Below are 24,129 nucleotides of genomic sequence, written 5' to 3'. Positions count from 1 at the left end.
CTCAGCCTCCGCAGTCGCCACGTTCCACCGGCCGGTAGGCCTCGACCTCGACCTCGACCAGCATGCGCTCGTCGACCAGCCCGGCGACCTGCACGCTTGTGCAGGCGGGCCGTACGTCGCCGAAGACCTCGCCGTGGGCCTTGCCGACGGCATCGAAGTCGTCGGCGTTCACCACGTAGAGGCGGGTCCGCACCACGTCGGCCCGGGTGATGCCGGCCTTCTCCACGGCGTCCAGCGCGATGGAGAAGGCGGTGAGCGTCTGCTGGTAGGCGTCGCCCACGTGCTGGACCTCGCCGCCCACGGTGGCGGTGCAGCCGGACACGAGCACGTGCGGCCCGGCCACGACCGCGCGGGCGTAGCCGTAGCGGTCCTCCCACGGGCCGCCGGAGGAGATCCGCCCTTCGGGCATCTCCATGCTCATGCCGCCTCCTCTCCTTCGGCCCGGAACGGCATGCGCCAGGGGTCGCGCTCGCTCATGCGGACTTCACCGCCGCGAGCGCCTCTTCCAGGGTGAACGCCTGGGCGTACAGCGCCTTGCCCACGATGGCGCCCTCGACGCCGTCCGGCACGAGCGTCGCGATCGCGCGCAGGTCGTCGAGCGACGACACCCCGCCGCTGGCGATGACCGGGCGGTCGGTCCGCGCGCACACCTCACGGAGCAGGTCGAGGTTGGGACCGCGCAGCGTGCCGTCCTTGGTCACGTCGGTGACGACATAACGCGGGCAGCCCTCCGACTCCAGCCGGTCGAGCACGTCCCACAGGTCGCCGCCCTCCTGGGTCCAGCCGCGGGCGGCCAGCGTGGTGCCGCGCACGTCGAGTCCAACCGCGATGCGGTCGCCGTGCTCGGCGATCGCCCTGGCGCACCACTCGGGGTTCTCCAGCGCGGCCGTGCCGATGTTGACCCGGCGGCAGCCGGTGCTCAGCGCGGCCTCAAGAGAGGCGTCGTCACGGATCCCGCCGGACAACTCGACGTTCACGTCCAGCGCGCCGACGACGGAGGCGAGCAGCTCGCGGTTGTTCCCCCGGCCGAACGCCGCGTCGAGGTCGACCAGGTGGATCCACTCCGCACCGGCCTTCTGCCAGGCGAGGGCGGCGGCGAGCGGATCCCCGTACGAGGTCTCCGTCCCCGCCTCGCCCTGCACGAGGCGGACGGCTTGGCCGTCGGCGACGTCGACGGCCGGGAGCAATACGAGCGACATTTATTCATGACCTCCGGTCGAAAACGATGGTGACGAGCACCGGGAGCAGCAGGATCGAGCCGAGGAACACGCCCAGGCGGGCCATCCACGAGTCGAGCAGGATCCAGGCGAGCACCTGGACGAGGAACCACAGCACGACGACGACGCCGTTCTCCGTGCGGCGGCGGCGGGCGAGATACCCGCGCTGCCGGGCCACCCGCACGGGCCTGGCCGGTCGTGGCAGCACCGCCGCCACGGCTCCGGCGAGCGGCCCCACGAGCCGCTCGCGCATCTCACGCCGCCTGGCCGCCCTCGCCTCACGCTCGGCCCGGGCCGCCGCGAGGCGTTCGCGCTCGGCTTCGCGCTCTGCCCTCCGACGGGCCCGTTCCTTGCTCATCGGGCCTCCCGCTCAGGTCCGGTCACGGCCTCGGCCTGGCCGGCCGTACGCGCCGCGGCCCCGCCGGTTCCCAGTGTCGCACCGCTGCCTCGATATTTCGCCTGCCGGACACGCTCACAACGTGCTCAGCCAGTTGGACAGCAGCACGGCCCCCGCGTCCCCCGACTTCTCCGGGTGGAACTGGGTGGCCATGAGCGGGCCGTTCTCGGCCGCGGCCACGAACGGCACGCCGTGCTCGGCCCAGGCGACCAGCGGCTGCTCAAAGCCGTCGCCGGCCTGCAGCCGCCATTCGCGCACCCCGTAGGAGTGGACGAAGTAGAAGCGCGTCCCCTCCTCCATGCCGCGGAACAGCACGCTGCCCTCGGGCGCGGTCACGGTGTTCCACCCCATGTGGGGCAGCACGGGCGCGTCGAGCCGCTCGACCGTGCCGGGCCACTCGCCGCAGCCCTCGGTGTGGACGCCGTGCTCGACGCCCTTCTCGAACAGGATCTGCATGCCGACGCAGATCCCGAGCACCGGGCGCCCGCCGGACAGGCGGCGGCCCACGATCTGGTCGCCGCGCACGCGCTTGAGCCCCTCCATGCAGGCCGCGAACGCGCCGACGCCGGGCACGACGAGCCCCTCCGCCTCGAGGGCCGCGTCGAAGTCGGCGGTGACGGTGACGTCCGCCCCGACGCGGGCCAGCGCCCGCTCGGCCGAGCGGAGGTTGCCCGACCCGTAGTCGAGGACGACGACCCGCCTGTTCACTGCCACCACATCACCCCCGCTGTGATCGCCATGACGGCCCCGACGCCGGCGAGCGCCGCCAGCAGCTTGAGGCCCTGCCGGATGCCCGAGATGACCCCGCCGATCAGGAAGAGACCGATGAAGATCATCCCCCCGGACGCGAAGGTCATCAGAGCACGCCCTTCGTGCTGGGCACGCCGGTCGCCCGGGGGTCGCGCTCCGACGCCTCGCGCAGCGCCCGCGCGAGCGCCTTGAACTGCGCCTCCACGATGTGGTGGGCGTTGCGCCCGTACGGCACGTGCACGTGGAGGCAGACCGCCGCCTGCGCGACGAACGACTCCAGGATGTGCCGGGTCATGGTGGTGTCGTAGTCGGGCCCGATCATCGGGGCCATGCCCTCGGGCTCGGTGTGCACGAGGTAGGGCCGGCCGGACAGGTCCACCGTGACCTGCGCGAGCGCCTCGTCCAGCGGGCAGGACGCGCTGCCGAACCGCCGGATGCCCGACTTGTCGCCCAGTGCCTCGCGGAACGCCGCGCCGAGCGCGATCGAGGTGTCCTCGATCGTGTGGTGGGCGTCGATGTGCAGGTCGCCCTCGGTCTTCACGGTCAGGTCGAACAGGCCGTGCTTGCCGAGCTGGGCGAGCATGTGGTCGTAGAAGCCGACACCGGTGGACACGTCGACGATCCCGGTGCCGTCGAGGCCGACCTCGACCAGCACCGACGTCTCCTTCGTGGTGCGCTCGACGCGGCCGCGGCGCTCGTTGAGCTCGGTCATGCGAGGACCCCCTCCAGCGCGGCGCGGAACGCCGCCATCTCTTCCGGCGTGCCGATCGACACGCGCAGCCAGCCAGCGGGACCGGTCTCCCGGATCAGCACCCCGCGATCGAGCAGTCCCTCCCATACGGACCGCCGATCCGCAAAGGTACCGAACAACACGAAATTGGCGTCGGAGTCGGCGACCTTCAGGCCGCGCCCGCGCAGCCAGCCGACGGTGGCGTCCCGCTCGGCGCGCAGCGCGTCGACCGTGCCGAGCAGCTCCTCGCGGTGCGCCAGCGCCACCCGGGCCGCCGCCTGGGTCAGCGTGGACAGGTGGTAGGGCAGGCGGACCAGCAGCAGGGCGTCGACCACCGCCGGGTCGGCGGCGAGGTAGCCGAGCCGGGTGCCGGCCATCGCGAACGCCTTCGACATGGTGCGGGTCACGATCAGCCGGGGGTTGCCGGGCAGCAGGGTCAGCGCCGACGGCGTGCCCGTGCGGGCGAACTCGGCGTACGCCTCGTCGACCACGACCATGCCGGGCGCGGCGGCGAGGATCCGCTGGATGACCTCCAGCGGCAGGGCCGTGCCGGTCGGGTTGTTCGGCGAGGTCAGGAACACCACGTCGGGGCGGTGCTCCTCGATCGCGGCCACGGCGGCGTCCGGGTCGATCGCGAAGTCCTCGTCGCGCAGGCCCTCGATCCAGCGGGTGTTCGTGCCGCCCGCGATGATCGGGTGCATCGAGTAGGACGGCTCGAACCCGATGGCGGAGCGGCCGGGGCCGCCGAACGCCTGGAGGATCTGCTGGATGATCTCGTTGGAGCCGTTGGCCGCCCACAGCCGGCGGGCCGTCAGCCCGTGGCCGAGATAGTCGGCGAGGTCCTTGCGCAGCTCGACGGCGTCCCTGTCGGGGTAGCGGTTGAGCGTCGCCGCGCCCTGCCGTACGGCACGGGCGAGGTCGTCGATCAGCGCGGCCGACGGCGGGTAGGGGTTCTCGTTGGTGTTGAGCTGGACGGGCACGTCGAGCTGCGGCGCGCCGTAGGGCTGCTTGCCCCGCAGGTCGTCGCGGATCGGCAGGTCGTCGAGGGTCGTCATGCGGGCACTTCCCAGTCGAAGCGGGCGCGGACGGCGGCGCCGTGGGCGGGCAGGTCCTCCGCGTCGGCGAGGGCGCACACGTACGGCGCGGCCCCGGCCAGCGCCTCGCGGGTGTAGTCCACGACGTGGATGCCGCGCAGGAACGTCTGCACCGACAGCCCCGAGGAGTGGCAGGCGCAGCCGCCGGTCGGCAGCACGTGGTTGGAGCCCGCCATGTAGTCGCCGAGCGACACCGGCGCGTACGGGCCGACGAAGATCGCACCGGCGTTGCGCACCCGGGCGGCGACAGCGCGGGCGTCGGCCGTCTGGATCTCCAGGTGCTCGGCGGCGTAGGCGTCGACGACCTTGAGGCCGTCGTCGATGCCCGAGACGAGCACGATGCCCGACTGGCGGCCGGCGAGCGCCTCGGTGATGCGCTCGCTGTGCCGGGTCGCCGCGACCTGGCCGGGCAGCTCCTTCTCCACGGCGTCGGCCAGCTCCACGCTGGTGGTGACCAGCACGGAGGCGGCGATCACGTCGTGCTCGGCCTGGCTGATCAGGTCGGCCGCGACGTGCACGGGGTCGGCGGTCTCGTCGGCGAGGATCGCGATCTCGGTGGGGCCGGCCTCGGAGTCGATGCCGATGCGGCCCTTGAGCAGGCGCTTGGCCGCGGCCACCCAGATGTTGCCGGGGCCGGTCACCATCGTGGCCGGCCGGCACTCCTCGGTGCCGTAGGCGAACATCGCGACGGCCTGGGCGCCGCCCACGGCGTACACCTCGTCGACGCCGAGCAGCGCGCACGCGGCGAGGATCGTGGGGTGCGGGAGCCCGCCGAACTCCTTCTGGGCGGGCGAGGTGACGGCCAGCGAGGGCACGCCCGCCTCCTGGGCGGGGACGACGTTCATGACCACGCTGGAGGGATAGACGGCCCGGCCGCCGGGGACGTAGAGCCCCACGCGGTCGACCGGCACCCAGCGCTCGGTTACCGTGCCGCCCGGCACGACCTGCGTCGTGGTGTCGGTGCGCCGCTGGTCGCGGTGGACCAGGCGGGCGCGGCGGATCGACTCCTCCAGCGCCGCGCGCACGGCCGGGTCGAGCTCCTCCAGGGCGCGGGCGAGCGCCTCGGCGGGCACCCGGGCCGACTCCAGCCCGACGCCGTCGAACCGCGCGGTCAGCTCCCGTACGGCTGCCGCGCCGCGATGGCGTACGTCCTCACATATGGGCCGCACCTTCTCCAGGGCGGCCTCGACGTCGAGTTCGGCGCGGGGCAGCACGTCGCGCAGGTCGGCAGGAAGGGACCCGCGCAGGTCGATACGGGAAATCACCGTCCCAGTCTACGGACGACCAGGGAGCGATCCGCGTGTGTCCAGCATTCGAAACGGGCGTTTCACCGGTCGGCACACCCCTCGGGAGCTGGGAATCTTCGCGTCCGCCTGTTTTACGCGGCCCGCGGTTGACAGCTTTCCGGGCATCCATCCACACTCTCGGGCAAGAACAGTCACACTCGGTCAGGGGTGGATCTCGTGCTTCCGGCGCAGCGTCACCAGCGGATCATCGAGACCCTCGGGCGGAAGGGAACCGTCCGCACCGAGGACCTGGCCGCGCTGCTCGGCGTCTCCCACGAGACCGTCCGGCGCGACCTGGCGATCCTGGAGCGCCGGGCGCTGCTCGTCCGCGTGCACGGCGGGGCGACCTCGGCGCCGTCCGGCACCGGCGAGGAGCTGTCCTATCTGGAGCGCTCGACCAGCCGGTCGGAGGCGAAGGCCGTGATCGGCGAGCTCGCGGCGCGGCTGCTGCGCCCGGGCCAGACCGTGATCATCGACGTCGGCACCACCGCCGTCCACGTCGCCAGGGCCGTCCCCCCGTCCTTCCGTGGCGTGGTCGCCACCTGCTCGCTGCTGGTGGCGGCCGAGCTCGCGGGCCGTCCCGGCGTGGAGGTGCTGGTGGCGGGCGGGCGCGTACGGCAGGGCGACCTCGCCGTCTCCAACGCGCACACGCTGGGGTTCTTCCGGGACCTGCGGGCGGATGTGGCGTTCCTCGGCTCGGGCGGGGTGGACGCGGAGGCCGGGCTCACCGACTACTTCCTGGACGAGGTCGCGACCAAGCGCGTGATCCTCGCCGGCTCCGCCCGGACGTACGTGCTCGCCGACGGCTCCAAGCACGGCAGGGTCGCCGCCTACCGGGTGTGCGCACTGGACGGCCTGTCGGGTCTCATCACCGACGCGGAACCCCCGGAGCCGATCACGTCCGCCCTGGTCAGCGCGGGTGCCGAAGTGATCAACCCATAGGCTGGCCGTCACGACCCCCAGCTCCCGCCAGGAGACGATCGATGTCCCATCCCCCTGCCGTGCTCGCGATCGACCAGGGCACCTCGGGCACCAAGGCGCTCGTGGTGGACGGCGACGGCGCGGTCCTCGCGCCGGCCGAGGCGCCGGTCCGTCCCGCGTACCTGCCGGGCGGGCGGGTGGAGCAGGACCCGCGGGAACTGCTCGACTCGGTGCTGGCCGCCGGGCGGGAGGCGGTCGCGGCGGCGGGCGTGCCCGTCGGCGCGGTCACGCTGGCCAACCAGGGCGAGACCGTGCTGGCCTGGGACCCGGCGACCGGCGAGCCGCTGACGACCGCCCTGGTGTGGCAGGACCGGCGGGCCGAGGAGGTCTGCGCCGATCTGGCCGGGCACGCCGGGAGGATCGCCGAGCTGACCGGGCTCGTGCTCGACCCGTATTTCTCGGCGCCGAAGATGGCGTGGATCCGCCGCAATCTCACCCGCGAGGGTGTGGTGACGACCAGCGACACCTGGCTCGTCCACCACCTGACCGGGGAGTTCGTCACCGACGCGGCGACCGCCAGCAGGTCGGCGCTGCTCGATCTCGACACGGTCGAGTGGAGCGGGGAGCTGCTCGGCCTGTTCGGCCTGGACGGCGAGCACCTGCCCGCGATCGCCGCCTGCGACGAGGTGATCGGGACGACCCGGGCCTTCGGCGGGGAGATCCCGGTCGGCGGCCTGGTCGTCGACCAGCAGGCCGCGCTGCTCGCCGAGGGCTGCCTGTCGGCCGGCGAGGCCAAGTGCACGTACGGCACGGGGGCGTTCCTGCTCGCCAACACCGGTGAGCGGGCCGTGCGCTCGGCCTCCGGCCTGACCACGTCGGTGGCGTGGCGGGCCAGGGGGGCCACGCCCTACTGCGTGGACGGCCAGGTCTACACGGCCGCCTCCGCGGTGCGGTGGCTGAACGGCCTCGGCCTCGTCGGCGACGCCGCCGACCTGGACGCGCTGGCAGAGCCGGACGCCGAGGGCGCGCTGTTCGTCCCCGGGCTGGCCGGGCTGGCCGCGCCCTGGTGGCGGCCGGACGCGACAGGGGCGTTCCTCGGCATGACGCTGTCCACCCGGCCCGGCCACCTGGTCCGCGCCGTGCTGGAGGGCATCGCCGCCCAGGTGGCCGACCTCGCGGCGGTCGTCGCGGCCGATCTCGGCCGCCCGCTGGCCCGCCTGCGGGTGGACGGCGGCCTCACCCGGTCGGCCGCGCTCATGCAGGCCCAGGCCGACCTGCTGCAGGCGCCGGTGGACGTCTATCCGTCGCCGCACGCGACCGCGCTCGGCGCCGCCGCGCTGGCCCGCCTCGCCGTGACCCCCTCGCTCACGGTGGCCGGCGCCGTGCCCGCGTGGGCCCCGGCGACGACGTACGAGCCGCGCTGGCCGGCGGACCGGGCGGAGGAGTTCATGACGCGCTGGCGGCGGGGTGTCCGCGCGGCGATCGAGACGGGGAGGGACGCGTGAGCGGATGCGCGAGCGGATGCGTCAGCAGGTCGGGGCCGCTGCCGGGCGAGACGGTCGACGTGGCGGTGGTCGGCGGCGGCGTGGTGGGCGCGGCCGTGGCCCGCGAGCTGGCGGGACGCGCACACGACGGCCGCGCGCTGTCGGTCGTGCTGGCCGAGGCGAGCCCGGACGTCGGCGACGGCACCAGCAAGGCCAACACCGCGATCCTGCACACCGGCTTCGACGCGACACCGGGCACGCTGGAGTCGCGCCTGGTGCGGCGGGGATACGAGCTGCTCGGCGGGTACGCCGAGCGCACCGGCATCCCGGTCGAGCGGACCGGCGCGCTGCTGGTCGCCTGGACCGGCGAGGAGCTGGCCGCGCTCCCCGGGCTGGCGGACAAGGCGGCGAAGAACGGATATCGGGAGTGCGAGATCGTCGGGCCTGACGAGGTCTACCGGCTGGTCCCGGCCCTCGGCCCGGGTGCGCTCGGCGGGCTGACCGTGCCCGGAGAGTCGATCGTCTGCCCGTGGACCACCACGCTCGCGTACGCCACCGAGGCGCTCTCGCGGGGGGCCCGCGTGCTGCTGAACACCCGGATCGAAGGCGTCGAGCACGACGACGGGCAGGCGACCGTGCTGCGGACGAACCGGGGCCCGCTGCGGGCCCGCTGGGTCGTCAACGCCGCCGGGCTGGGCTCCGACGCCGTCGACCGCCTGTTCGGGCACGAGCGGTTCACGGTCACGCCGCGCCGGGGCGAGCTGCTGGTCTTCGACAAGATGGCCAGGCCGCTGGCGACCCGCATCGTGCTGCCCGTGCCGAGCTCGCGCGGCAAGGGCGTGCTGATCAGCCCGACGATCTACGGCAACGTGATGCTCGGCCCCACCGCCGAGGACCTGCGCGACCGCGCCGACACCTCCACCTCCGAGGAGGGGTTCGCGTTCCTCGTGGACAAGGGCCTCGCGCTCATGCCCGCACTGATGAGCGAGGAGGTCACCGCCTCCTACGCCGGGCTGCGGGCGGCCACCGAGCACGGCGACTACCAGGTCCACCTCGACGCCGGGCGGCGCTATCTCGTGCTCGGCGGCATCCGGTCGACCGGGCTGACCGCGTCGATGGCGCTCGCCGAGCACGCCGCCGGGCTGCTGGCCGAGGCGGGCCTCGTCACCTCCGTACGCGACGGCCTGCCGGAGCCGCCCCGGATGCCCAACATCGGCGAGGCGTTCCCCCGGCCGTACCTGCGCGAGGACCTCATCGCCCGCGACCCGGCGTACGGGACCGTGGTCTGCTTCTGCGAACGGGTCACCGCCGGGGAGATCAGGGACGCCCTGGCCTCTCCCCTCCCCCCGGCGGACCTCGACGGCCTGCGCCGCCGCACCCGGGCCATGATGGGCCGCTGCCAGGGCTTCTACTGCGGAGCCGAGATCGCCGGGCGCCTCGCCCGCGTGGAGGGATCGTGATGCGCGTCACCACCGACGTCGCCGTCGTGGGCGGCGGCCCTTCCGGGCTGACCGCCGCCGCCGGTCTCGCGGCGGCCGGCCTGCGGGTGCTGGTGCTCGACCGGGAGCGGGAGGCGGGCGGCATCCCCCGGCACAGCCACCACACCGGCTTCGGCCTGCGCGACCTGCGCACGGTGATGACCGGCCCCGCGTACGCCCGCCTGCTGGCCAACCGCGCCCTGGAGGCCGGGGCGCGGGTGCGCACCTCGGCCATGGTCACCGGCTGGGCAGGGGAGCGTGCCCTCGACGTCACCACGCCGGAGGGCCGGCTGCGGGTGGAGGCCCGCGCCGTCGTCCTGGCGACCGGTGCGCGGGAACGTCCCCGTACGGCCCGGATGGTGCCGGGCGACCGCCCGCCGGGCGTGCTGACGACCGGGCAGCTCCAGAACCTGGTCCACCTGCATCGCGGCAGGGCCGGCACGCGGGCCGTCGTCGTCGGGGCCGAGCCGGTGAGCTGGTCGGCCGCGCTCACCCTGCGCGCGGCGGGCTGCCGCACCGTGCTGATGACCAGCGAGCACGCCCGCGCCGAGTCGTACGCGGCGTTCGGCGTGCCGGGGCGGGCCCTGTTGCGCGTGCCCGTCGCCACCGCCACCCGGGTCGTGCGGATCAACGGGCGCGACGCCGTGGAGTCGGTCGAGGTCGAGGACCTGCGCACGGGCGAGCGCCGCACGGTGCCCTGCGACACGGTGGTGTTCACCGGCGGCTGGATCCCGGACCACGAGCTGGCCCGGGCCGCCGGGCTGGCGATGGACCCGGGCAGCAGGAGCCCGGTCGTGGACAACACCCTGGCCACCAGCCGCCCCGGCGTGTTCGCGGTCGGCAACCTGATCCACCCCGTGGACACCGCCGACGTGGCGGCACTCGACGGCCGTCACGTGGTGCGGCACGTCCTGGACCACCTCGGCGGCACGTCGACGGACGCGGGTGCGATCCCGCTGCGGGCCGGGACGCCGTTCCGATGGGTCTCCCCCGGCCTGGTCAGGCCGGGTGCGGGCGCGCCGCCCCGGCGCCGGATCCTGCTGTGGCCGGACGAGCACCGCGCCGTCGCGAGGGTCGTGGTGACGCAGGGCGGCCGGGAGATCGCCCGCCGCACGCTGCCGTGGCCGGTCTCCCCCGGCCGGGTGTTCCGGGTGCCGTCGTCGCTGCTGTCCGGCGCGGACCCGCGCGGCGGGCCGATCACCGTCTCACTGGCATGAGACCGTCGCCGGGGAGGCGGCGGGTGCGGCGGCGGGCGCGCCGCCCGAGGCCACGGCCGCCGCGGCGATCGGGGGCGCGAGCAGCGGGAGCGTCCTGGCCAGCACCAGGGCGAACCCGAGCTGGAACGTCGCCTCGCCGTGGATGAGCAGCCCCTCGGTCTGGAGCACGTACACCGCGGCGAGGACGCCCCCGCCGAGCTGGACCAGGAAGAACGCGACGCCGACCGCGTCGCCGTGGGCCCACGCGACGAGCCGTACGGCCAGCAGGAGCTGGAGCACGAACAGGGCCGCGCCCAGCCCCCGGTGCGCCCAGTCGACCACCCCGCCCAGCGTGTAGGGCGTCAGCACGATCCCGGCCAGCAGCACGACGAACGAGCCGGCCATCCGCCGCAGGTGGGCGGGGTGCGGCGTGCGGGCCGCCGCGTCGCGCAGCGCCCGGTGGGTGAACAGCGCGGCGCCCGCGAGACCCGCGGCGTACGGCAGCAGGGTCTGCCAGTGGACACCGAAGTAGCTCATGCCGTGGTTGACCGCCAGACCCTCCGGCCGGAGGGTGACGCACACCCCGAGCCCGCCGAACAGGCATGCCTGTCCCTTCGCGACGTCACCCACGACACCACTGACCGTTCCCATCCGCTGCCCTCCCGCTCGGCCACTCCCATCGACAAAAGGCCACGTGAAGAAATTGTCCCCTTTAGATCGTTTTGCCATTCGCCGGGTGGGCATGAAGCCCCGTTTACGCTCCGCCGGGCGGGACAATGACCGCATGGAGATCTGGATCAACCCGGCCTGCTCGAAGTGCCGGTCGGCCCTGTCGCTGCTCGACGCCGAGGGCGCCGGATACACCGTGCGGCACTACCTGGAGGACCCGCCGAGCGCGGAGGAGCTCACCGAGGTGCTGCGCCGCCTCGGCCTGGAGCCCTGGGACGTAGCCCGCCTCGGCGAGCCCGTCGCGGCCGAGCTCGACCTGGAGTCGTGGCCGCGCGACGAGGCGGCCCGCGGGCGGTGGATCGAGGCCATGGCCGCTCACCCGATCCTGATCCAGCGGCCGATCATCACCGCCGACGACGGCACCGCCGTGGTGGCCCGCTCCCCCGAGGCCGTACGCTCCGTCCTCCCCTGAACGCTCCCCTGACGCGGTCGCCCGCCGGGAGCGGAGCGACCTTAAGCGGCCGGAGCGGAGCGACCTTAAGCGGCCGGAGCGGAGCGACCTTAAGCTTGCCGTCGTGAGCAAGACCAAGAGCAAGGGCGGCCAGGGCACTCCGGCGACGGTCGCCCTCACGCAGGCGAAGGCGGAGTTCACCCTTCACCCCTATGACCACGATCCGAACGCCCAGGCGTACGGCGAGGAGGCGGCCGACGCGCTCGGCCTGCCGTACGAGCGGATCTTCAAGACGCTGGTGGCGGAGACCGAGACGGGCCTCGCGGTCGCGGTCGTGCCGGTGGCGGGCAAGCTCGACCTCAAGGCGTTCGCGGCGGCGCTGAAGGGCAAGCGGGCGGCGATGGCCGAGGCGGCCAAGGTGGAACGGGTCACCGGCTATGTGGTCGGCGGCATCAGCCCGCTCGGCCAGCGCAAGCGGCTGCCGACTGTCGTGGACGAGTCCGCGCTCGGCTTCGAGACGATCTTCTTCTCCGCCGGGCGGCGCGGGCTGCAGATCGAGACCGCGCCGGGCAACCTCATCCGGCTCGCCCAGGCGGTGACCGCCCCCATCGCGAAGCTCTGAGCCTGTCTACTGTTGCCATCGCCCGTACGGCTCCGCGGCCGTAAGACTGGCCGGGGAACCACACCGAACGGGGGAGCCGTGAACGAGCTGGCCGACCTCACCGCGACGGAGATGGCCGCGCTGCTGCGGGCGCGCGAGGTGAGCGCCGTCGAGCTGACCGAGGCGTGCCTGCGGCGCGTGGAGGAGACGAACCCGCGGGTCAACGCCATCGTGACGCTGACCGCCGAGCGCGCGCTCGACCAGGCCGCACGCGCCGACGAGGACCTGCGGCGCGGCCTGGTGCGCGGCCCGCTGCACGGCATCCCGGTCGCGCACAAGGACCTCGCCGACACCGCCGGCGTGCGGACCACGTACGGCTCGCGGGCGTTCGCCGACCACGTGCCCACCGAGGACGACCCGCTCGTGCGGCGCATCCGCGAGGCGGGCGGGATCGCGCTGGGCAAGACGAACACCCCGGAGTTCGGCACCGGCTCGCACACGGTCAACGAAGTGTTCGGGGCGACGCGCAACCCGTACGACCTGTCGAAGAGCGCGGGCGGCAGCAGCGGCGGCGCGGCGGCGGCGCTGGCCTGCCGGATGGTGCCGCTGGCCGACGGTTCCGACATGGGCGGCTCGCTGCGCAACCCCGCGTCGTTCTGCAACGTGGCCGGTCTGCGGCCCACCCCGGGACGGGTGCCGGCGAAGTCGGCGACGGCGGCCTGGTACACGCTCAGCGTGCCGGGGCCGATGGCCCGCACCTCGGGCGACCTGGCGCTGTTCATGTCGGCCATCGCCGGGTTCGACCCGGTCTCGCCGTTCTCGATCCGCGAGGACGGCTCGGCGTTCGCGGGGTCGCTCGACATGGACCTCGCCGGGGTCCGCGTCGCCTTCAGCCCCGACCTCGGCGGCCTGCCGGTCGATCCCCGCACCGCGGCGGCGACGGCGCGGGCGGCCGAGACGCTGGCCGCGCTGGGGGTCGAGGTCGAGCGGGTGGATTTGGACCTGTCCGCTGCCGAGGAGGCGTTCCGCGTCTACCGGTCGTGGTTCTACGCGCTCAACTTCGGCGACCTCCCCGAGGTGGGCCCCAACGTGGCCTGGAACGTCGAGCAGGGACGGAAGGTCACCGGGGCCGACCTCGCCAGGGCCGAGCGGCTGCGCACCGGCCTGTTCCACCGCATGCGCGAGTTCTTCGGCCGCTACGACTTCCTGGTCGCGCCCGTCAGCCAGGTGCCGCCGTTCCCGGTCGAGCAGCCGTACGTCACCGAGGTGGCCGGGGTGGAGATGCCCGACTACCTGGCCTGGATGCGGTCGTGCTACTGGATCAGCGTGCTGCACGCGCCCGCGATGTCAGTGCCGTGCGGGTTCACGCCCGACGGCCTGCCGGTCGGCCTGCAGATCGTCGGCAGGCCATGGGCCGACATGGACGTCTTGCGCCTCGGGCACGCCTTCGAACAGGCGACCGGCTTCTGGCGGACCCAGCCGGGCATCGTCAGAGCTTAGGCCCCGGCGGCAGGGCCTGGGGCGTGCCGCCCCGCTGGTTGTAGGTCACGGCGAACTCGATGACCCAGAAGACCGCGGTGGCCAGGAGCGGCCAGGCGAACAGCACGCCGTGCGCGGTCAGGTCCAGCGAGGTGGTGGTGGTGTAGCCGTCCGGTCCCGCCGCCTGGACCCCGCCCTTGGCCGTACTGCCGACCAGCATGGCGACATATCCGGCGAGCAGCCCGCCGGCGGCGAGCCCGATGAGGACCTGGACCGGCTGCTTGCGCGACAGCACGTAGCCCACGATCCCGCAGGCCAGGCCGAACGCGCCGGTGACCACGGCGAACCAGCCGTCGGCCTCGATGAGCGACTGCGACTCGGGGTCGGCCAGATGCGGCGTCCCGTCGATCAGCACGTATCGCGCGGCGGGGGCGAGCGCCGACCAGACGTATCCCGCGACCACCCCGAGGACGGCGAGTACGAGGACGGTTACCCCGATCGCCGCCAGATTGCCCCTCAGATGCCGCACCGTCCCGATAGTACCCACGTGGTGATCGGGCCCGGTCCCGTTACTCTTGCCTGAGCCGCGTGCAGGGGACACACGGCATCGGTGTGGGCCAAGGAGGCCGAGTGAGCGAAGAGGTATGGCAGATCGACCCGTCCGGCCCCCTGCGGGGGGACGTGGAGGTCCGCGGATCGAAGAACGCGGTCTCGAAACACATGGTGGCCGCGATGCTCGGCACGGGTCCGAGCACGCTGCACAACGCCCCCGAGGTCGGCGAGGTGGGGCTCACCGCCGCCATGCTCGAAGCCCTCGGCATCCACGTGGAGATCACCCCCGGTGAGATCACCATCGAGCGGGGCTCCGAGATACGGCCGCGTGTGCCGGAGGAGTACACCGGGCTCAACCGCATCCCGATCCTGATGCTCGGCCCGCTGCTGCACCTGGCGGGCGAGGCGTTCGTCCCCCTCGTCGGCGGCGACCCGATCGGCAGGAGGCCGGTCAACTTCCACGTCGAGGCGCTGCGGTCGATGGGCGCGGAGATCGAGGTCGGCGACAACGGCATCACCGCCAAGGCGGCCCGGCTGCGCGGCAGCCGTATCACGCTCCCCTACCCCAGCGTGGGCGCCACCGAGACGATCCTCATGACGGCGGTGCTGGCGGAGGGCAAGACCGTCATCAAGGGCGCGGCGATGGAGCCCGAGGTGGTGGAGCTGGCGCTGTTCCTCCAGCGCATGGGCGCGATGATCGAGCTGAGCCCCGACCGGCGCATCGTCATCGAGGGCGTCGAACGGCTGCACGGCGCCTCCACCTGGCTGGCCGGCGACCGTATCGAGGCGTTCTCCTACCTCGTGGCGGGCCTGGTGACGGGTGGCGAGGTGCGCGTGCACGGCTGCCACCAGGACCGGCTCGTCACCGCCATCACCACGCTGGCGAGGATGGGCGCGCGGTTCGAGATCACCGACGAGTGGCTGTGCGCCTCCGCCCCGGACGGCCTGCGCGCCGCGGCGGTGCAGACCGACACCCACCCCGGTTTCATGACGGACTGGCAGACGCCGCTGATGGTGCTGTTCACCCGCGCCGAGGGCATGTCGGTGCTGCACGAGACGGTGTTCGAGAACCGGCTCGTGTACGTTCCCGCGCTGCAGAAGATGGGGTGCGAGATCGAGGTGTTCGCCCAGTGCCTGGGCGGGCCGGCGTGCCGCTACCACGACACCAACGCCAAGCACTCGGCGGTCGTGCGCGGAGTCTCCAACCTGCGCGGGGCCGACGTCACGCTCCCCGACATCCGCGCCGGGTTCTCCGCGGTGCTGGCCGCCGCCGTGGCCGAGGGCACCTCGACCCTGCGCGGCGTCAACCACATCGAACGCGGTTACCACAGGCCGTTCGAACAGTTCACCTCCCTCGGGTTGAAGATCAACCGGCTTACGTAAAGCTTTGTGGCCCCTGGGTTTGGAGAAACGCCAGAGGTCGCACTGATATCCCGTGACCTCTCGTCTTCTCGGCGTCAGTCTCGGGCGCGTCAGTCTCGGGCGCGTCAGTCTCGGGCGCGCCGTCCTCGCCCTGGGCATGTGCGGCGCGGCCGGGGGCACCCTGGTCGCCGGGCTGGTGATGCCCTTCGCGGGCGGGGCCGGCCTGGCGGCCAGGAGCGCCGCGTCCACCCTCACCTACCTGCCCGCGCCCCTGCGCGAGGAGCCGCTGCCCGAGGTGACACGGCTGCTCGACCGCAACGGGCGCCAGATCGCCCAGTTCTACTACCAGAACCGGCAGTCGGTGCCGCTGAGCGCGGTCGCCCCGGTCATGCGCCAGGCCATCGTGGCCATCGAGGACGCCCGGTTCTACGAGCACGGCGGCCTGGACATCAAGGGCACGCTGCGCGCCTTCGTCACCAACACGCGGGCCGGCGGGATCCGGCAGGGCGGCTCGTCCATCACCCAGCAGCTCGTCAAGAACATCATGGTGAGCCAGGCCGAGTCGGAGCAGGAGCGGGCGCAGGCCCTCGTCCGTTCGTTCCGCCGCAAGCTCGACGAGCTGCGGTACGCGCTGGCGCTCGAGCGCAAATACACCAAGGACCAGATCCTCGAGCGCTACCTCAACATCGCCTACTTCGGCGCGGGCGCGTTCGGCGTCCAGGCGGCGGCCAAGCGGTTCTTCGGCGTCGACGCCGCCGACCTCACGCTCACCCAGGCCGCGACGCTCGCCGGCGCCGTGCGCACGCCGTACGACACCGATCCCTCGCTGGGCGACGAGCACCGTGACCGACTGCGCACCCGGCGCGACCTGGTCCTCGGCCGGATGGCGGAGCTCGGCATCATCGGCAAGGACGCGGCGCGCACCGCCGCGGCCGCGCCGCTGGGGCTGCACCTGAGTCCCGAGCCCGGCGGCTGCGCGGGCAGCGCCCACCCCTTCTTCTGCGTGTACGTGGAGCGCGAGGTGCTCACCAACCCCGCCTTCGGCTACAGCAGGGCCGACCGGGAGCGGCGCCTCCAGCGCGGCGGGCTGACCATCTGGACGACCATCGACCCGGTCGCGCAGCGGGCCGCCGAGCGCGCCATCTCCGCACGGGTCAAGCCGCGCGACCACCAGGTGGCGTCGGAGACGATGATCGAGCCGGGCACCGGGCACATCCGCGCGATGGCCGTGAGCAAGCGCTACGGGCGCAACCCGCACAACCGCGACCTCGGGCCCAGCACCACCTACAACCTGGCGGCCGACACCGCCCACGGCGGCGGGCTGGGCCTGCAGGCGGGGTCCACGTTCAAGGTGTTCACGCTGGCCACCGCGCTCAAGCAGGGCATGCGGTTCGGCGACGGCTTCGCGATCCCCGGCGCGTACGTCCCGTCGTACGGCTATCGCGACTGCTCGGGCAGGGCGGTCAACGACCCGCACACGGTCATCCACAACGCGGGCGGTGAGGGCGGCGGCGGGCCGTACAGCCTGGAGATGGGCACCTGGCAGTCGGTGAACATCTTCTACATGCGGCTGGAGCGCGAGGTCGGCCTGTGCGACGTCGTGCAGACGGCCAAGTCGCTGGGCATCAGGCGGGCGGACGGCACGCCGCTCCACGAGGTGCCGACGTTCACGCTGGGCGCCAACGAGATGGACCCGACGACCGTGGCGGCGGCGTACGCGGCGCTCGCCGCCCGCGGCCGCTACTGCCGGCCGATGGCCATCACCGCCGTCGTGGAGCGCGACGGCACCCGCACCGACATCCCGCCCGCCTGCGTGACCGCGCTCGAACCCGCGGTCGCCGACGCGGTGAGCCACGTGCTCACGGGGGTCTTCAGCAAGGGCACGATGCGCGGACAGTCCATCGGCAGGCCCGCCGCGGGCAAGACCGGCACGAACAACGGCTACACCTCGGCCTGGTTCGCCGGGTACACCCCCGCCCTCGCCGCCGCCGTCAGCGTGGGCGACATCCGGGGTTCCTACCGCTATCCGCTCACCGGCGTCACCATCGGCGGCCGTTATTACGGCGCGGTGCAGGGCGCCTCGCTGCCCGGCCCGATCTGGGTGGACTCGATGCGCGCGGCCCTGCGGGACACCCCGGCGTACGGCTTCGTGCCGCCCGACATGGCCCGGTTCGGCGGCGGGTTCACCCCGGGCCTGAAGGAGGCGCTGGAGAAGCAGCGCGAGAAGGAGAAGAAGAAGCGGAAGGCCGAGCGCGAAAAGCACGACGACGACGCTTCGGAGCAGGATGCGACAGCCGGTGCGGCGAGCGGCGTCGCGGGGGCTTCCGGCGGCACCGCGACCAGCCCCCTGGCAGCGGGCGGCATGACCGCTCCTACCGGCGTCGGAGCCGCCCCCGCCGTCCCCGTGATCCGCCCGCCCATGCCCGGCGGCGTCTCCACCCGGCACTCGTCCGCCGCCTCGGGCGCGCGGACACCCGGCCGTCCGCTCTTCTCCGGAGCTCGCCCGGTGGCTCACGGCTCCTCTTCCCGTGCACCGGTCCGTACGGGGTCGGCCGGCGCGCCTCCGGCGGCCCGGCGGGTGGGCTGGGCGAGTCTCATCCGTCCCCGCGACGCCGCTTCTCCGGCGTCGGCTCCCGCCGCCCAGCGCGCCTCCGCCCGAAGCGGCCCACCCCAACAGGCCAAGGCCCGGAAGGCCACCGCCCAGCACGCCACGGCCCGCAAAACCACGGCCCGGCAGGTCGGGGCGCGCAAGAGCGCGGCGCAGAGGAGTCAGGCCCGGAAGAGCCAGGCGCGGAAGAGCCAGGCACGGCAGGACGAGGCGCGGCAGGACGAGGCGCGGCGGAGCAGGACGCGCCAGGGCGGAACCTCAGCGACCGGTGGCCGCAAAACCGCCCGTACCGCCACACACGCCGCCACACACACCGGCGCCGCACGAGACGGGCAGCGCGGCCGGGCGGCCCGCCAGACCGGTCACGGAGCGGGCGGACACCGCAAGAAGCACCCCGACGGTGGCCGCCATCCCCGCCACCAGACCAACGGCCACCCCCGGCACTGACAGCACGTCCCGAGCCGCCGCCCGCACCACCGGGCCAACGGCCACCCCAGGCGCTCACAGCACATCCCGAGCCGCCATCCCCACCACCCGGCCAACGGCCACCCGGCGCCGGCACCGCGACGCCTCGACACCGACAGCCGCGCCACAGGGTGAACAGCCACCCCGGCGCTGACACCGCGACATCGACAGCGGCCACGTGCGGCCTCAGGCGAACACCCGCCCCGGGCACTGACGCCGCGCGGTTCGCCCTGACGCGCGCGGGCCGCGCTCGCCGTTTCCCGGAGTGGGCGTCCGGCGCCGGCAGCCGGGACCGCCCGCTGCCGGTCTCGGGGAGTGTGCGAGCCGTGTCACACTGACTTGCATGCGGGTGGTGATCTGTGACGACTCGGCCCTGTTCCGTAAGGGACTGGCTCTCCTGCTCGACCGCGTCGGCGTCACCATCGTGGCGCAGGCCGCCGACCCCTCCGAGCTCACCGCCCTGCTGGAGAAGCAACCGGCCGACGCCGTCATCCTCGACGTACGGATGCCTCCCACCTTCACCGACGAGGGGCTGGTGGCGGCGACGGAGCTGAAGAAACGCTTTCCCGCCCTCGGCGTGCTGGTCCTGTCCACGTACGCGGAGGGGGCGCTGGCCGCGCGGCTGCTCGAATCGAGCCCGCGCGGCGTCGGCTATCTGCTGAAGGACCGGGTCGACGACGCGTCCGCGCTCCGGGACGCGCTGGAGCGGGTCGCCGCCGGCGGCGTCGCCGTGGACCCCGAGGTCGTCAGCATGCTGTTCCGGCTGCGGCAGGAGGAGTCGCTCGCCGACCGGCTCACCGCGCGCGAGCGGGATGTGCTGCGCCTGATGGCCGAGGGCCGGTCGAACGCGGCGATCGCCCGGGCGCTGTTCCTCGGCACGAAGACGGTCGAGGCGCACATCGCGGCCGTGCTCACCAAGCTCGACCTGAGCCAGACCCCGGATGACAACCGCCGTGTCCTCGCGGTGCTCACGTGGCTGCGTATGGAGGGGACAGGTGCCCATCAGAATCGTGATCGCTGAGGACTCGCTGCTCGTCCGCGAGGGCGTGCGGCGGGTCCTGGATCTCCAGCCCGACCTGGAGGTGGTCGCCACCTGCGGCGACCTGCCCGGGCTGATGGCGGCGGTGGGCGAGCACGATCCCGACGTCGTGGTGACCGACATCAGGATGCCTCCGACGGCGTCCGACGAGGGGGTCCAGGCCGCCGTCAGGCTGCGCGAGTCCCACCCGCGGGTGGGGGTCGTGGTGCTCTCCCAGTACGCCGAGCCCGCGTACGCGACGCCGCTGCTGGCGGGGGGCAGCAGCGGCCGGGCCTATCTGCTCAAGGAGCGGGTGAGCGACGCGCACGACCTGATCGAGGCGGTCCGCACGGTGGCCCGGGGCGGCTCGGTGATCGACCCGGCGGTGGTGGACGCGCTCGTGGCCGACACCGTGCACGCGCGGTCGTCGCCGCTGGCCCAGCTCACCTCGCGCGAGCGGGACGTGCTGGCCCAGATCGCGCAGGGCAAGAGCAACGCCGCGGTCGGGGCCGCGTTGTTCCTCACCGAGCGGGCGGTGGAAAAGCACATCAACGCGCTGTTCGCCAAGCTCGGGCTGGGCGCCGAGCCCGACATGAACCGCCGGGTGATGGCCGTGCTGATGTACCTGTCCGAGCACGGGGGTGCTAGCACCCGCTGATCGGGGTGGTCACGCCCTTGGACGCGGGCACCGGGTTCCGGGATCCTGGAGGCATGCGAGTGGTCGACGTGATCATCGTGGACGACCAGGCTCCGTTCCGTTCGGTCGCCCGCGCGTTGATCCGGCTGCTGCCGGGATGGCGGGTGGTGGGCGAGGCGGCGACGGGCGAGGACGCCCTCGACCTGGTGACCGGCGGCCGGCCCACCATGATCCTGATGGACATCAACCTGCCGGGGATCAACGGCATCGAGGCGACCCGCCGCATCCTGGCCGAGTCGCCCGACGTGAAGGTCGTGCTGGTGTCGACGTACGCCGCCGACGACCTGCCGCCCGACGCCGGCGCGTGCGGAGCGCTCGCCTACATCCGCAAGGACGACCTCACCCCCGCGCTGCTGCGCGCGCTTCCCGTCTGAGCGCCAGGCGGGCCGCCTGCAGGCCGCCCATGCCGTGCACCCCGGGCCCGGGCGGGGTGGCGGCGGAGCAGATGTAGAGGCCGGGCACGGGCGTCGCCCAGGGGTGCGGGGAGTAGACGGGCCGTCCGATGAACTGGCCCAGGTCGCCCGCCCCTCCCCCGATGTCCCCGCCCACGTTGTTGGGGTTGTGCGCCTCCAGCGCCCGCGTGTCCATGGTGGCGCGGGCCAGCACGAGGTCCCGGAAGCCGGGAGCGAACCGCTCGATCTGCGCCTCGACCGCCTCGGTCATGTCCACCCGCGAGCCGTTCGGCACGTGGCAGTAGGCCCACAGGACGTGCCCGCCCTCGGGTGCCCGGGTGGGGTCGGCCACGCCCGGCTGGACGAGCAGCACGTAGGGCCGGTCAGGATGGCGGCCCCGGCTCACCTCCGCCTCCGCGTGCGCGATCTCCTCCATCGTGCCGCCGAGGTGGACGGTCGCGGCCGCGCCCACGGCGGGGTCGGCCCACGGCACCGGTCCCGACAGCGCCCAGTCGAGCTTGAACACGCCGGGGCCGTAACGGTAGCGGCTCAGCCGCGCCCGGTAGGCCGCGGGCAGCCGGTGGCCCGCCACGGCCAGCACCTGGCGCGGCGTGAGGTCCAGGAGGATCGACCGGGCCGCGGGCACCTCGTCGAGGCTGCGCACCCGGTGTCCGGTGTGCGCCTCGCCGCCGAGGTCCTTGAGCCGGCGGACGAGCGCGTCGGCGAGCCGCTGGGAGCCGCCGCGCACCAGGGGCCACCCCACGTGGTGCGCGAGCCCGGCCAGCATCAGCCCATATCCGCCGGTGATCGGCGCGCGCAGGTCGAGCATCGAGTGCGCGGCCATCCCGGCGAGCGCCGCCCGCGCCCCGGCCGTACGGAACAGGGCGCGGGCGAGCGTGGTCGCGGGGAGCGCGGCCACCGCGCCGAACCCGGCGGCCCGCAGCGGCGCGCGCGGCACCGACAGAGGGGCGAGCAGTGTGTCGACGAGCCGGTCGCCCCCGCGCGTGATCATCCCGACCGTGGCCCGCCAGGCCGCGCCGTCCCGGCCGAGCCCCAGCGCGGTCTCGCCGAGCGAGCGGTGGACGAGCACCGCCGGGCGTTTGTCCAGCGGATGCGCGGCCGGTATGGCGGGATGCGCCCACTCGACTCCCAGGTCCTGCCAGAACCGGTCCCGGCGGAAGGCGGGCGAGGCCAGCGCGAGCGGCAGCACGGTCGCGCACAGGTCGTGCCGGAACCCGGGCAGTGTCACCTCCGCGGTGCGCAGCCCGCCGCCGAACGCGTCCGCCGCCTCCAGCAGCAGGACCCGCCTGCCCGCCTCGGCCATGGTGACGGCCGCCACCAGCCCGTTCGGGCCCGACCCGACCACCACGGCGTCGAAGCCGTCAGCAGCCATGCACCGGCACCTCTCCCCTGATCGTCGTCCCGGCCCCGGGCGCGGACTCGACGTGCAGCCGCCCGCCGATCGCGCCGAGCCGGTCGGTCATGTTGACGAACCCGTGCCCCTGGACGCCGCCCGGTGTGAAGCCCGCGCCGTCGTCGCGCACGCTGAAGTGCAGCACGCCGTCCTCGGCGTGGATGCGCACCTCCACGGACGCGCCCGGGCCGGCGTGCTTGCCCGCGTTCTGGATCGCCTCAAGGCAGCAGAAGTACACCGCGGCCTCGACCTGCTCCGGATAGCGTTCGGTCAGGTTCACCTCCACCCGGTACGGCAGCGCCACCCGGCGGCCGGCCGAGCGCAGGGCCTCGCCGAGCCCGTGGTCGCGCAGCAGGGGCGGATAGATGCCGTGGGCCAGCTCGCGGAAGGCGGCGTTGGCCTGCTGCACGTCGCCACGCAGTTCGTCGAGCAGCTCGGCGGCCATGGCGACATCATCCTTGATGATCTCGCGGACGAGGCCGAGCTTGACCGCGAGCGCGACGAGATGCTGCTGCGCGCCGTCGTGCAGGTCGCGTTCGATCGCCCGCCGGGAGGCGTCCGCGGCCGTGACGATGCGCAGCCGGGACGCCTGCAGCTCCTCGTTGCGCTGCCGCAGCTCCTCCAGCGACGCCTGCAGCGCGGTGTCCAGGCGCATGTTGTGCAGGGCCAGCCCCACCTGGCGGGCGAGCTGGATGAGCACGCGGTCGTCCTCCTCGGAGAACTCCACGCCTTCGCGTGGCCGCCGCACGACGAGCAGGCCCAGCAGGTCGCCCAGGTGGGCGGCGGGCGCGACCCTGATCGGCGCCTCGCGGTCGTCGAGCAGCGCGGGCAGCCAGACCGACGTCCAGGCGGTGCCGCCGATGCGGGTGCCCCCGATGACGAGCCGTTCCTTGTCGGTGAGGGTGATCACGTCGGCCGGGCGTTCCGGCACGCTGACCTGGCGGTGGAGCGTGCCGTCCGCGCCCACCCACACCTCGGCGCCGGCCTGGCCGAGCGCGGCCCGCAGCGACTCCACGAGCTGGAGCAGCAGTTCGTCGAACGGCACCGCGCGGCTCATCCGGGCGCCGAACGACGCGAGCGCCTCCTCCGGCGTCTGCCCGCGCCGTCCCAGCAGCGACATCCCCACCGAGACCAGGCGGAACCGTACGGGCAGGGCGAGCAGCACCGCCGCGAGCGAGGCGGCGACGCTGGCGACCAGCACGTCGCGCTCGGCGGCGACAGGACGGCGGGCCAGCCCGATGACCACGACCAGGTAGACCGCGACCACGAGCATGGTCAGGCCCGCGATCACCACCGCCTCGACCAGGGCCCGCTCCGCGAGGCGCGCGGTCGCCTTCACCTGGCCGAGCAGCAGGCCCACGGGCATGACCGCCATGGCGCCGAGCATCCAGGGCAGGAGATCGTGCGGGGTGCCGAGCAGGGCGTTGACCGCCACCAGCACGGCGTCGATCGCGGCCGTCACCACCGTGGCCGCGGCGATCCACTGCAGGGTGCGGCGGCGCGCGGCGGGAGCCCTGGGACAGCGGACGGCCACGCCCCCGAGTGCCACGGCCGAGGCGGCGGCCGCGGCGGCGACGACGGACCCCGTGGTGACCGGCAGCGCCGGCGTCCACACGAGCGCGCCCGTCGCCGCTCCGGCCGCGAGCAGCCGGCGGGCCGGGGATTCGAGCAGGCCGTCCGGCAGGCCGAGCCCGCAGATCAGCCAGGCCGCCACGACCAGCGGCGCGGCCCGGGGCACCACGACGGCCACCGCGTGCGTCACGGCGACGAGACCGGCCACGCGGGCCAGCGCCGGGCGGCCGGCGAAGAAGGCGGCCACCGTGGCGGCGAGCCAGGCGGCGGCGACGAGCGCACAGGCGATGATCATG

The 24,129-nt window shown here is 73.9% G+C and carries 24 protein-coding genes; 12 read left to right on the top strand and 12 right to left on the bottom strand.

The features are described 5' to 3' along the window. Position 1 precedes the first annotated feature (1 nt). The 8 genes from OHB01_RS24455 to hisD all read right to left on the bottom strand — a co-directional run bounded on the left by OHB01_RS24455 (position 2) and on the right by hisD (position 5,453). Entirely contained in the window at positions 2-421 is a 420-nt protein-coding gene (locus OHB01_RS24455; RefSeq protein ID WP_205829677.1) for a RidA family protein, read from the bottom strand. Between the two features lie 52 nt (positions 422-473). Then, positions 474-1,199: a bifunctional 1-(5-phosphoribosyl)-5-((5-phosphoribosylamino)methylideneamino)imidazole-4-carboxamide isomerase/phosphoribosylanthranilate isomerase PriA gene (priA, locus tag OHB01_RS24450; protein ID WP_142645064.1), complete on the bottom strand. Its 726-nt coding sequence runs from the start codon at positions 1,197-1,199 to the stop codon at positions 474-476. 4 nt (positions 1,200-1,203) lie between these two features. After that, positions 1,204-1,575 (bottom strand): hypothetical protein, encoded by a 372-nt coding sequence (locus tag OHB01_RS24445; RefSeq protein WP_142645063.1) that lies wholly within the window; start codon positions 1,573-1,575, stop codon positions 1,204-1,206. 114 nt (positions 1,576-1,689) lie between these two features. Beyond that, a complete protein-coding gene (gene hisH / locus OHB01_RS24440; RefSeq protein WP_168065573.1) occupies positions 1,690-2,322 on the bottom strand; it encodes an imidazole glycerol phosphate synthase subunit HisH in 633 nt (210 codons plus the stop codon). Further along, on the bottom strand, positions 2,319-2,471 hold the full coding sequence (locus tag OHB01_RS24435) for a hypothetical protein (RefSeq protein WP_167530285.1): 153 nt from the start codon (positions 2,469-2,471) through the stop codon (positions 2,319-2,321). The genes hisH and OHB01_RS24435 overlap by 4 nt, the downstream gene beginning before the upstream one ends. Beyond that, positions 2,471-3,076, bottom strand: coding sequence for an imidazoleglycerol-phosphate dehydratase HisB (gene hisB, locus OHB01_RS24430; RefSeq protein ID WP_030509942.1), 606 nt, complete (start codon positions 3,074-3,076; stop codon positions 2,471-2,473). Before hisB ends, OHB01_RS24435 begins: the two co-directional genes overlap by 1 nt. Beyond that, positions 3,073-4,149 carry a histidinol-phosphate transaminase gene (locus OHB01_RS24425; protein WP_142645061.1) on the bottom strand — a complete coding sequence of 359 codons (1,077 nt, stop codon included), beginning with the start codon at positions 4,147-4,149 and terminating at the stop codon, positions 3,073-3,075. Before OHB01_RS24425 ends, hisB begins: the two co-directional genes overlap by 4 nt. Beyond that, positions 4,146-5,453, bottom strand: coding sequence for a histidinol dehydrogenase (gene hisD, locus OHB01_RS24420; protein ID WP_142645060.1), 1,308 nt, complete (start codon positions 5,451-5,453; stop codon positions 4,146-4,148). Before hisD ends, OHB01_RS24425 begins: the two co-directional genes overlap by 4 nt. Positions 5,454-5,642: 189 nt before the next feature. Between hisD and OHB01_RS24415 the strand changes: the two genes are divergently transcribed. From OHB01_RS24415 to OHB01_RS24400, 4 genes are read left to right on the top strand one after another with little or no spacing between them, the layout of a single operon-like run. After that, a complete protein-coding gene (locus OHB01_RS24415) occupies positions 5,643-6,416 on the top strand; it encodes a DeoR/GlpR family DNA-binding transcription regulator (protein WP_261985609.1) in 774 nt (257 codons plus the stop codon). Between the two features lie 41 nt (positions 6,417-6,457). Next, positions 6,458-7,900, top strand: coding sequence for an FGGY family carbohydrate kinase (locus OHB01_RS24410; protein ID WP_142645059.1), 1,443 nt, complete (start codon positions 6,458-6,460; stop codon positions 7,898-7,900). Further along, positions 7,897-9,339, top strand: coding sequence for an NAD(P)/FAD-dependent oxidoreductase (locus OHB01_RS24405; RefSeq protein ID WP_221889845.1), 1,443 nt, complete (start codon positions 7,897-7,899; stop codon positions 9,337-9,339). Before OHB01_RS24410 ends, OHB01_RS24405 begins: the two co-directional genes overlap by 4 nt. Next, positions 9,339-10,574, top strand: a complete 1,236-nt coding sequence (locus OHB01_RS24400) for an NAD(P)/FAD-dependent oxidoreductase (protein WP_328709671.1) — start codon at positions 9,339-9,341, stop codon at positions 10,572-10,574. The genes OHB01_RS24405 and OHB01_RS24400 overlap by 1 nt, the downstream gene beginning before the upstream one ends. On the opposite strand, the gene OHB01_RS24395 is transcribed toward OHB01_RS24400, so the two are convergent. Then, positions 10,563-11,204, bottom strand: coding sequence for a hypothetical protein (locus OHB01_RS24395; protein ID WP_328709670.1), 642 nt, complete (start codon positions 11,202-11,204; stop codon positions 10,563-10,565). The two genes, OHB01_RS24400 and OHB01_RS24395, sit on opposite strands and share 12 nt — an antisense overlap. Before the next feature lie 133 nt (positions 11,205-11,337). Here OHB01_RS24395 and OHB01_RS24390 point away from each other — a divergent pair, with 133 nt between their 5' ends. The 3 genes from OHB01_RS24390 to OHB01_RS24380 all read left to right on the top strand — a co-directional run bounded on the left by OHB01_RS24390 (position 11,338) and on the right by OHB01_RS24380 (position 13,774). Beyond that, positions 11,338-11,694, top strand: a complete 357-nt coding sequence (locus OHB01_RS24390; protein WP_142645058.1) for an arsenate reductase family protein — start codon at positions 11,338-11,340, stop codon at positions 11,692-11,694. Between the two features lie 103 nt (positions 11,695-11,797). Next, positions 11,798-12,295 (top strand): Cys-tRNA(Pro) deacylase, encoded by a 498-nt coding sequence (gene ybaK, locus OHB01_RS24385; protein ID WP_142645057.1) that lies wholly within the window; start codon positions 11,798-11,800, stop codon positions 12,293-12,295. A 78-nt stretch (positions 12,296-12,373) separates the two neighbouring features. Beyond that, the gene (locus tag OHB01_RS24380; RefSeq protein ID WP_328709669.1) at positions 12,374-13,774 is read left to right on the top strand and encodes an amidase; all 1,401 of its coding nucleotides are present in this window, start codon (positions 12,374-12,376) and stop codon (positions 13,772-13,774) included. On the opposite strand, the gene OHB01_RS24375 is transcribed toward OHB01_RS24380, so the two are convergent. Then, on the bottom strand, positions 13,764-14,282 hold the full coding sequence (locus OHB01_RS24375) for a hypothetical protein (protein ID WP_142645055.1): 519 nt from the start codon (positions 14,280-14,282) through the stop codon (positions 13,764-13,766). The two genes, OHB01_RS24380 and OHB01_RS24375, sit on opposite strands and share 11 nt — an antisense overlap. Positions 14,283-14,383: 101 nt before the next feature. On the opposite strand from OHB01_RS24375, the gene murA reads away from it, so the two are divergent. The 5 genes from murA to OHB01_RS24350 all read left to right on the top strand — a co-directional run bounded on the left by murA (position 14,384) and on the right by OHB01_RS24350 (position 20,829). After that, positions 14,384-15,688, top strand: coding sequence for a UDP-N-acetylglucosamine 1-carboxyvinyltransferase (gene murA / locus OHB01_RS24370; RefSeq protein ID WP_142556869.1), 1,305 nt, complete (start codon positions 14,384-14,386; stop codon positions 15,686-15,688). Between the two features lie 52 nt (positions 15,689-15,740). Then, a complete protein-coding gene (locus OHB01_RS24365) occupies positions 15,741-18,722 on the top strand; it encodes a transglycosylase domain-containing protein (protein WP_328854021.1) in 2,982 nt (993 codons plus the stop codon). A gap of 361 nt (positions 18,723-19,083) precedes the next feature. Next, positions 19,084-19,761 (top strand): response regulator transcription factor, encoded by a 678-nt coding sequence (locus OHB01_RS24360; RefSeq protein WP_328854020.1) that lies wholly within the window; start codon positions 19,084-19,086, stop codon positions 19,759-19,761. Next, positions 19,742-20,416 carry a response regulator transcription factor gene (locus OHB01_RS24355; protein ID WP_221889852.1) on the top strand — a complete coding sequence of 225 codons (675 nt, stop codon included), beginning with the start codon at positions 19,742-19,744 and terminating at the stop codon, positions 20,414-20,416. Before OHB01_RS24360 ends, OHB01_RS24355 begins: the two co-directional genes overlap by 20 nt. Positions 20,417-20,469: 53 nt before the next feature. Beyond that, on the top strand, positions 20,470-20,829 hold the full coding sequence (locus OHB01_RS24350) for a response regulator (protein WP_205829675.1): 360 nt from the start codon (positions 20,470-20,472) through the stop codon (positions 20,827-20,829). Here the strand turns inward: OHB01_RS24350 and OHB01_RS24345 are convergent. Together OHB01_RS24345 and OHB01_RS24340 are read right to left on the bottom strand one after the other, a co-directional pair. After that, positions 20,795-22,240, bottom strand: coding sequence for a phytoene desaturase family protein (locus tag OHB01_RS24345; protein WP_142645052.1), 1,446 nt, complete (start codon positions 22,238-22,240; stop codon positions 20,795-20,797). The two genes, OHB01_RS24350 and OHB01_RS24345, sit on opposite strands and share 35 nt — an antisense overlap. Beyond that, a complete protein-coding gene (locus tag OHB01_RS24340) occupies positions 22,230-24,128 on the bottom strand; it encodes a sensor histidine kinase (RefSeq protein WP_328854019.1) in 1,899 nt (632 codons plus the stop codon). Before OHB01_RS24340 ends, OHB01_RS24345 begins: the two co-directional genes overlap by 11 nt. Position 24,129 lies beyond the last annotated feature (1 nt).

Origin of the sequence: Microbispora hainanensis (assembly GCF_036186745.1) — a bacterium.
Classification (GTDB): domain Bacteria; phylum Actinomycetota; class Actinomycetes; order Streptosporangiales; family Streptosporangiaceae; genus Microbispora.
The sequence above is the reverse complement of the archived record's forward strand: the minus strand, read 5'-3'. Positions and strand labels throughout refer to the sequence as shown.

Bases quoted from the DNA above. Each gene is read 5' to 3' on its own strand.
- OHB01_RS24455 (WP_205829677.1), bottom strand. From the start codon at position 421: ATGAGCATGGAGATGCCCGAAGGGCGGATCTCCTCCGGCGGCCCGTGG.
- priA (WP_142645064.1), bottom strand. From the start codon at position 1,199: ATGTCGCTCGTATTGCTCCCGGCCGTCGACGTCGCCGACGGCCAAGCC.
- OHB01_RS24445 (WP_142645063.1), bottom strand. From the start codon at position 1,575: ATGAGCAAGGAACGGGCCCGTCGGAGGGCAGAGCGCGAAGCCGAGCGC.
- OHB01_RS24435 (WP_167530285.1), bottom strand. From the start codon at position 2,471: ATGACCTTCGCGTCCGGGGGGATGATCTTCATCGGTCTCTTCCTGATC.
- hisB (WP_030509942.1), bottom strand. From the start codon at position 3,076: ATGACCGAGCTCAACGAGCGCCGCGGCCGCGTCGAGCGCACCACGAAG.
- OHB01_RS24425 (WP_142645061.1), bottom strand. From the start codon at position 4,149: ATGACGACCCTCGACGACCTGCCGATCCGCGACGACCTGCGGGGCAAG.
- OHB01_RS24410 (WP_142645059.1), top strand. From the start codon at position 6,458: ATGTCCCATCCCCCTGCCGTGCTCGCGATCGACCAGGGCACCTCGGGC.
- OHB01_RS24400 (WP_328709671.1), top strand. From the start codon at position 9,339: ATGCGCGTCACCACCGACGTCGCCGTCGTGGGCGGCGGCCCTTCCGGG.
- OHB01_RS24395 (WP_328709670.1), bottom strand. From the start codon at position 11,204: ATGGGAACGGTCAGTGGTGTCGTGGGTGACGTCGCGAAGGGACAGGCA.
- OHB01_RS24390 (WP_142645058.1), top strand. From the start codon at position 11,338: ATGGAGATCTGGATCAACCCGGCCTGCTCGAAGTGCCGGTCGGCCCTG.
- OHB01_RS24360 (WP_328854020.1), top strand. From the start codon at position 19,084: ATGCGGGTGGTGATCTGTGACGACTCGGCCCTGTTCCGTAAGGGACTG.
- OHB01_RS24350 (WP_205829675.1), top strand. From the start codon at position 20,470: ATGCGAGTGGTCGACGTGATCATCGTGGACGACCAGGCTCCGTTCCGT.
- OHB01_RS24345 (WP_142645052.1), bottom strand. From the start codon at position 22,240: ATGGCTGCTGACGGCTTCGACGCCGTGGTGGTCGGGTCGGGCCCGAAC.
- OHB01_RS24340 (WP_328854019.1), bottom strand. From the start codon at position 24,128: ATGATCATCGCCTGTGCGCTCGTCGCCGCCGCCTGGCTCGCCGCCACG.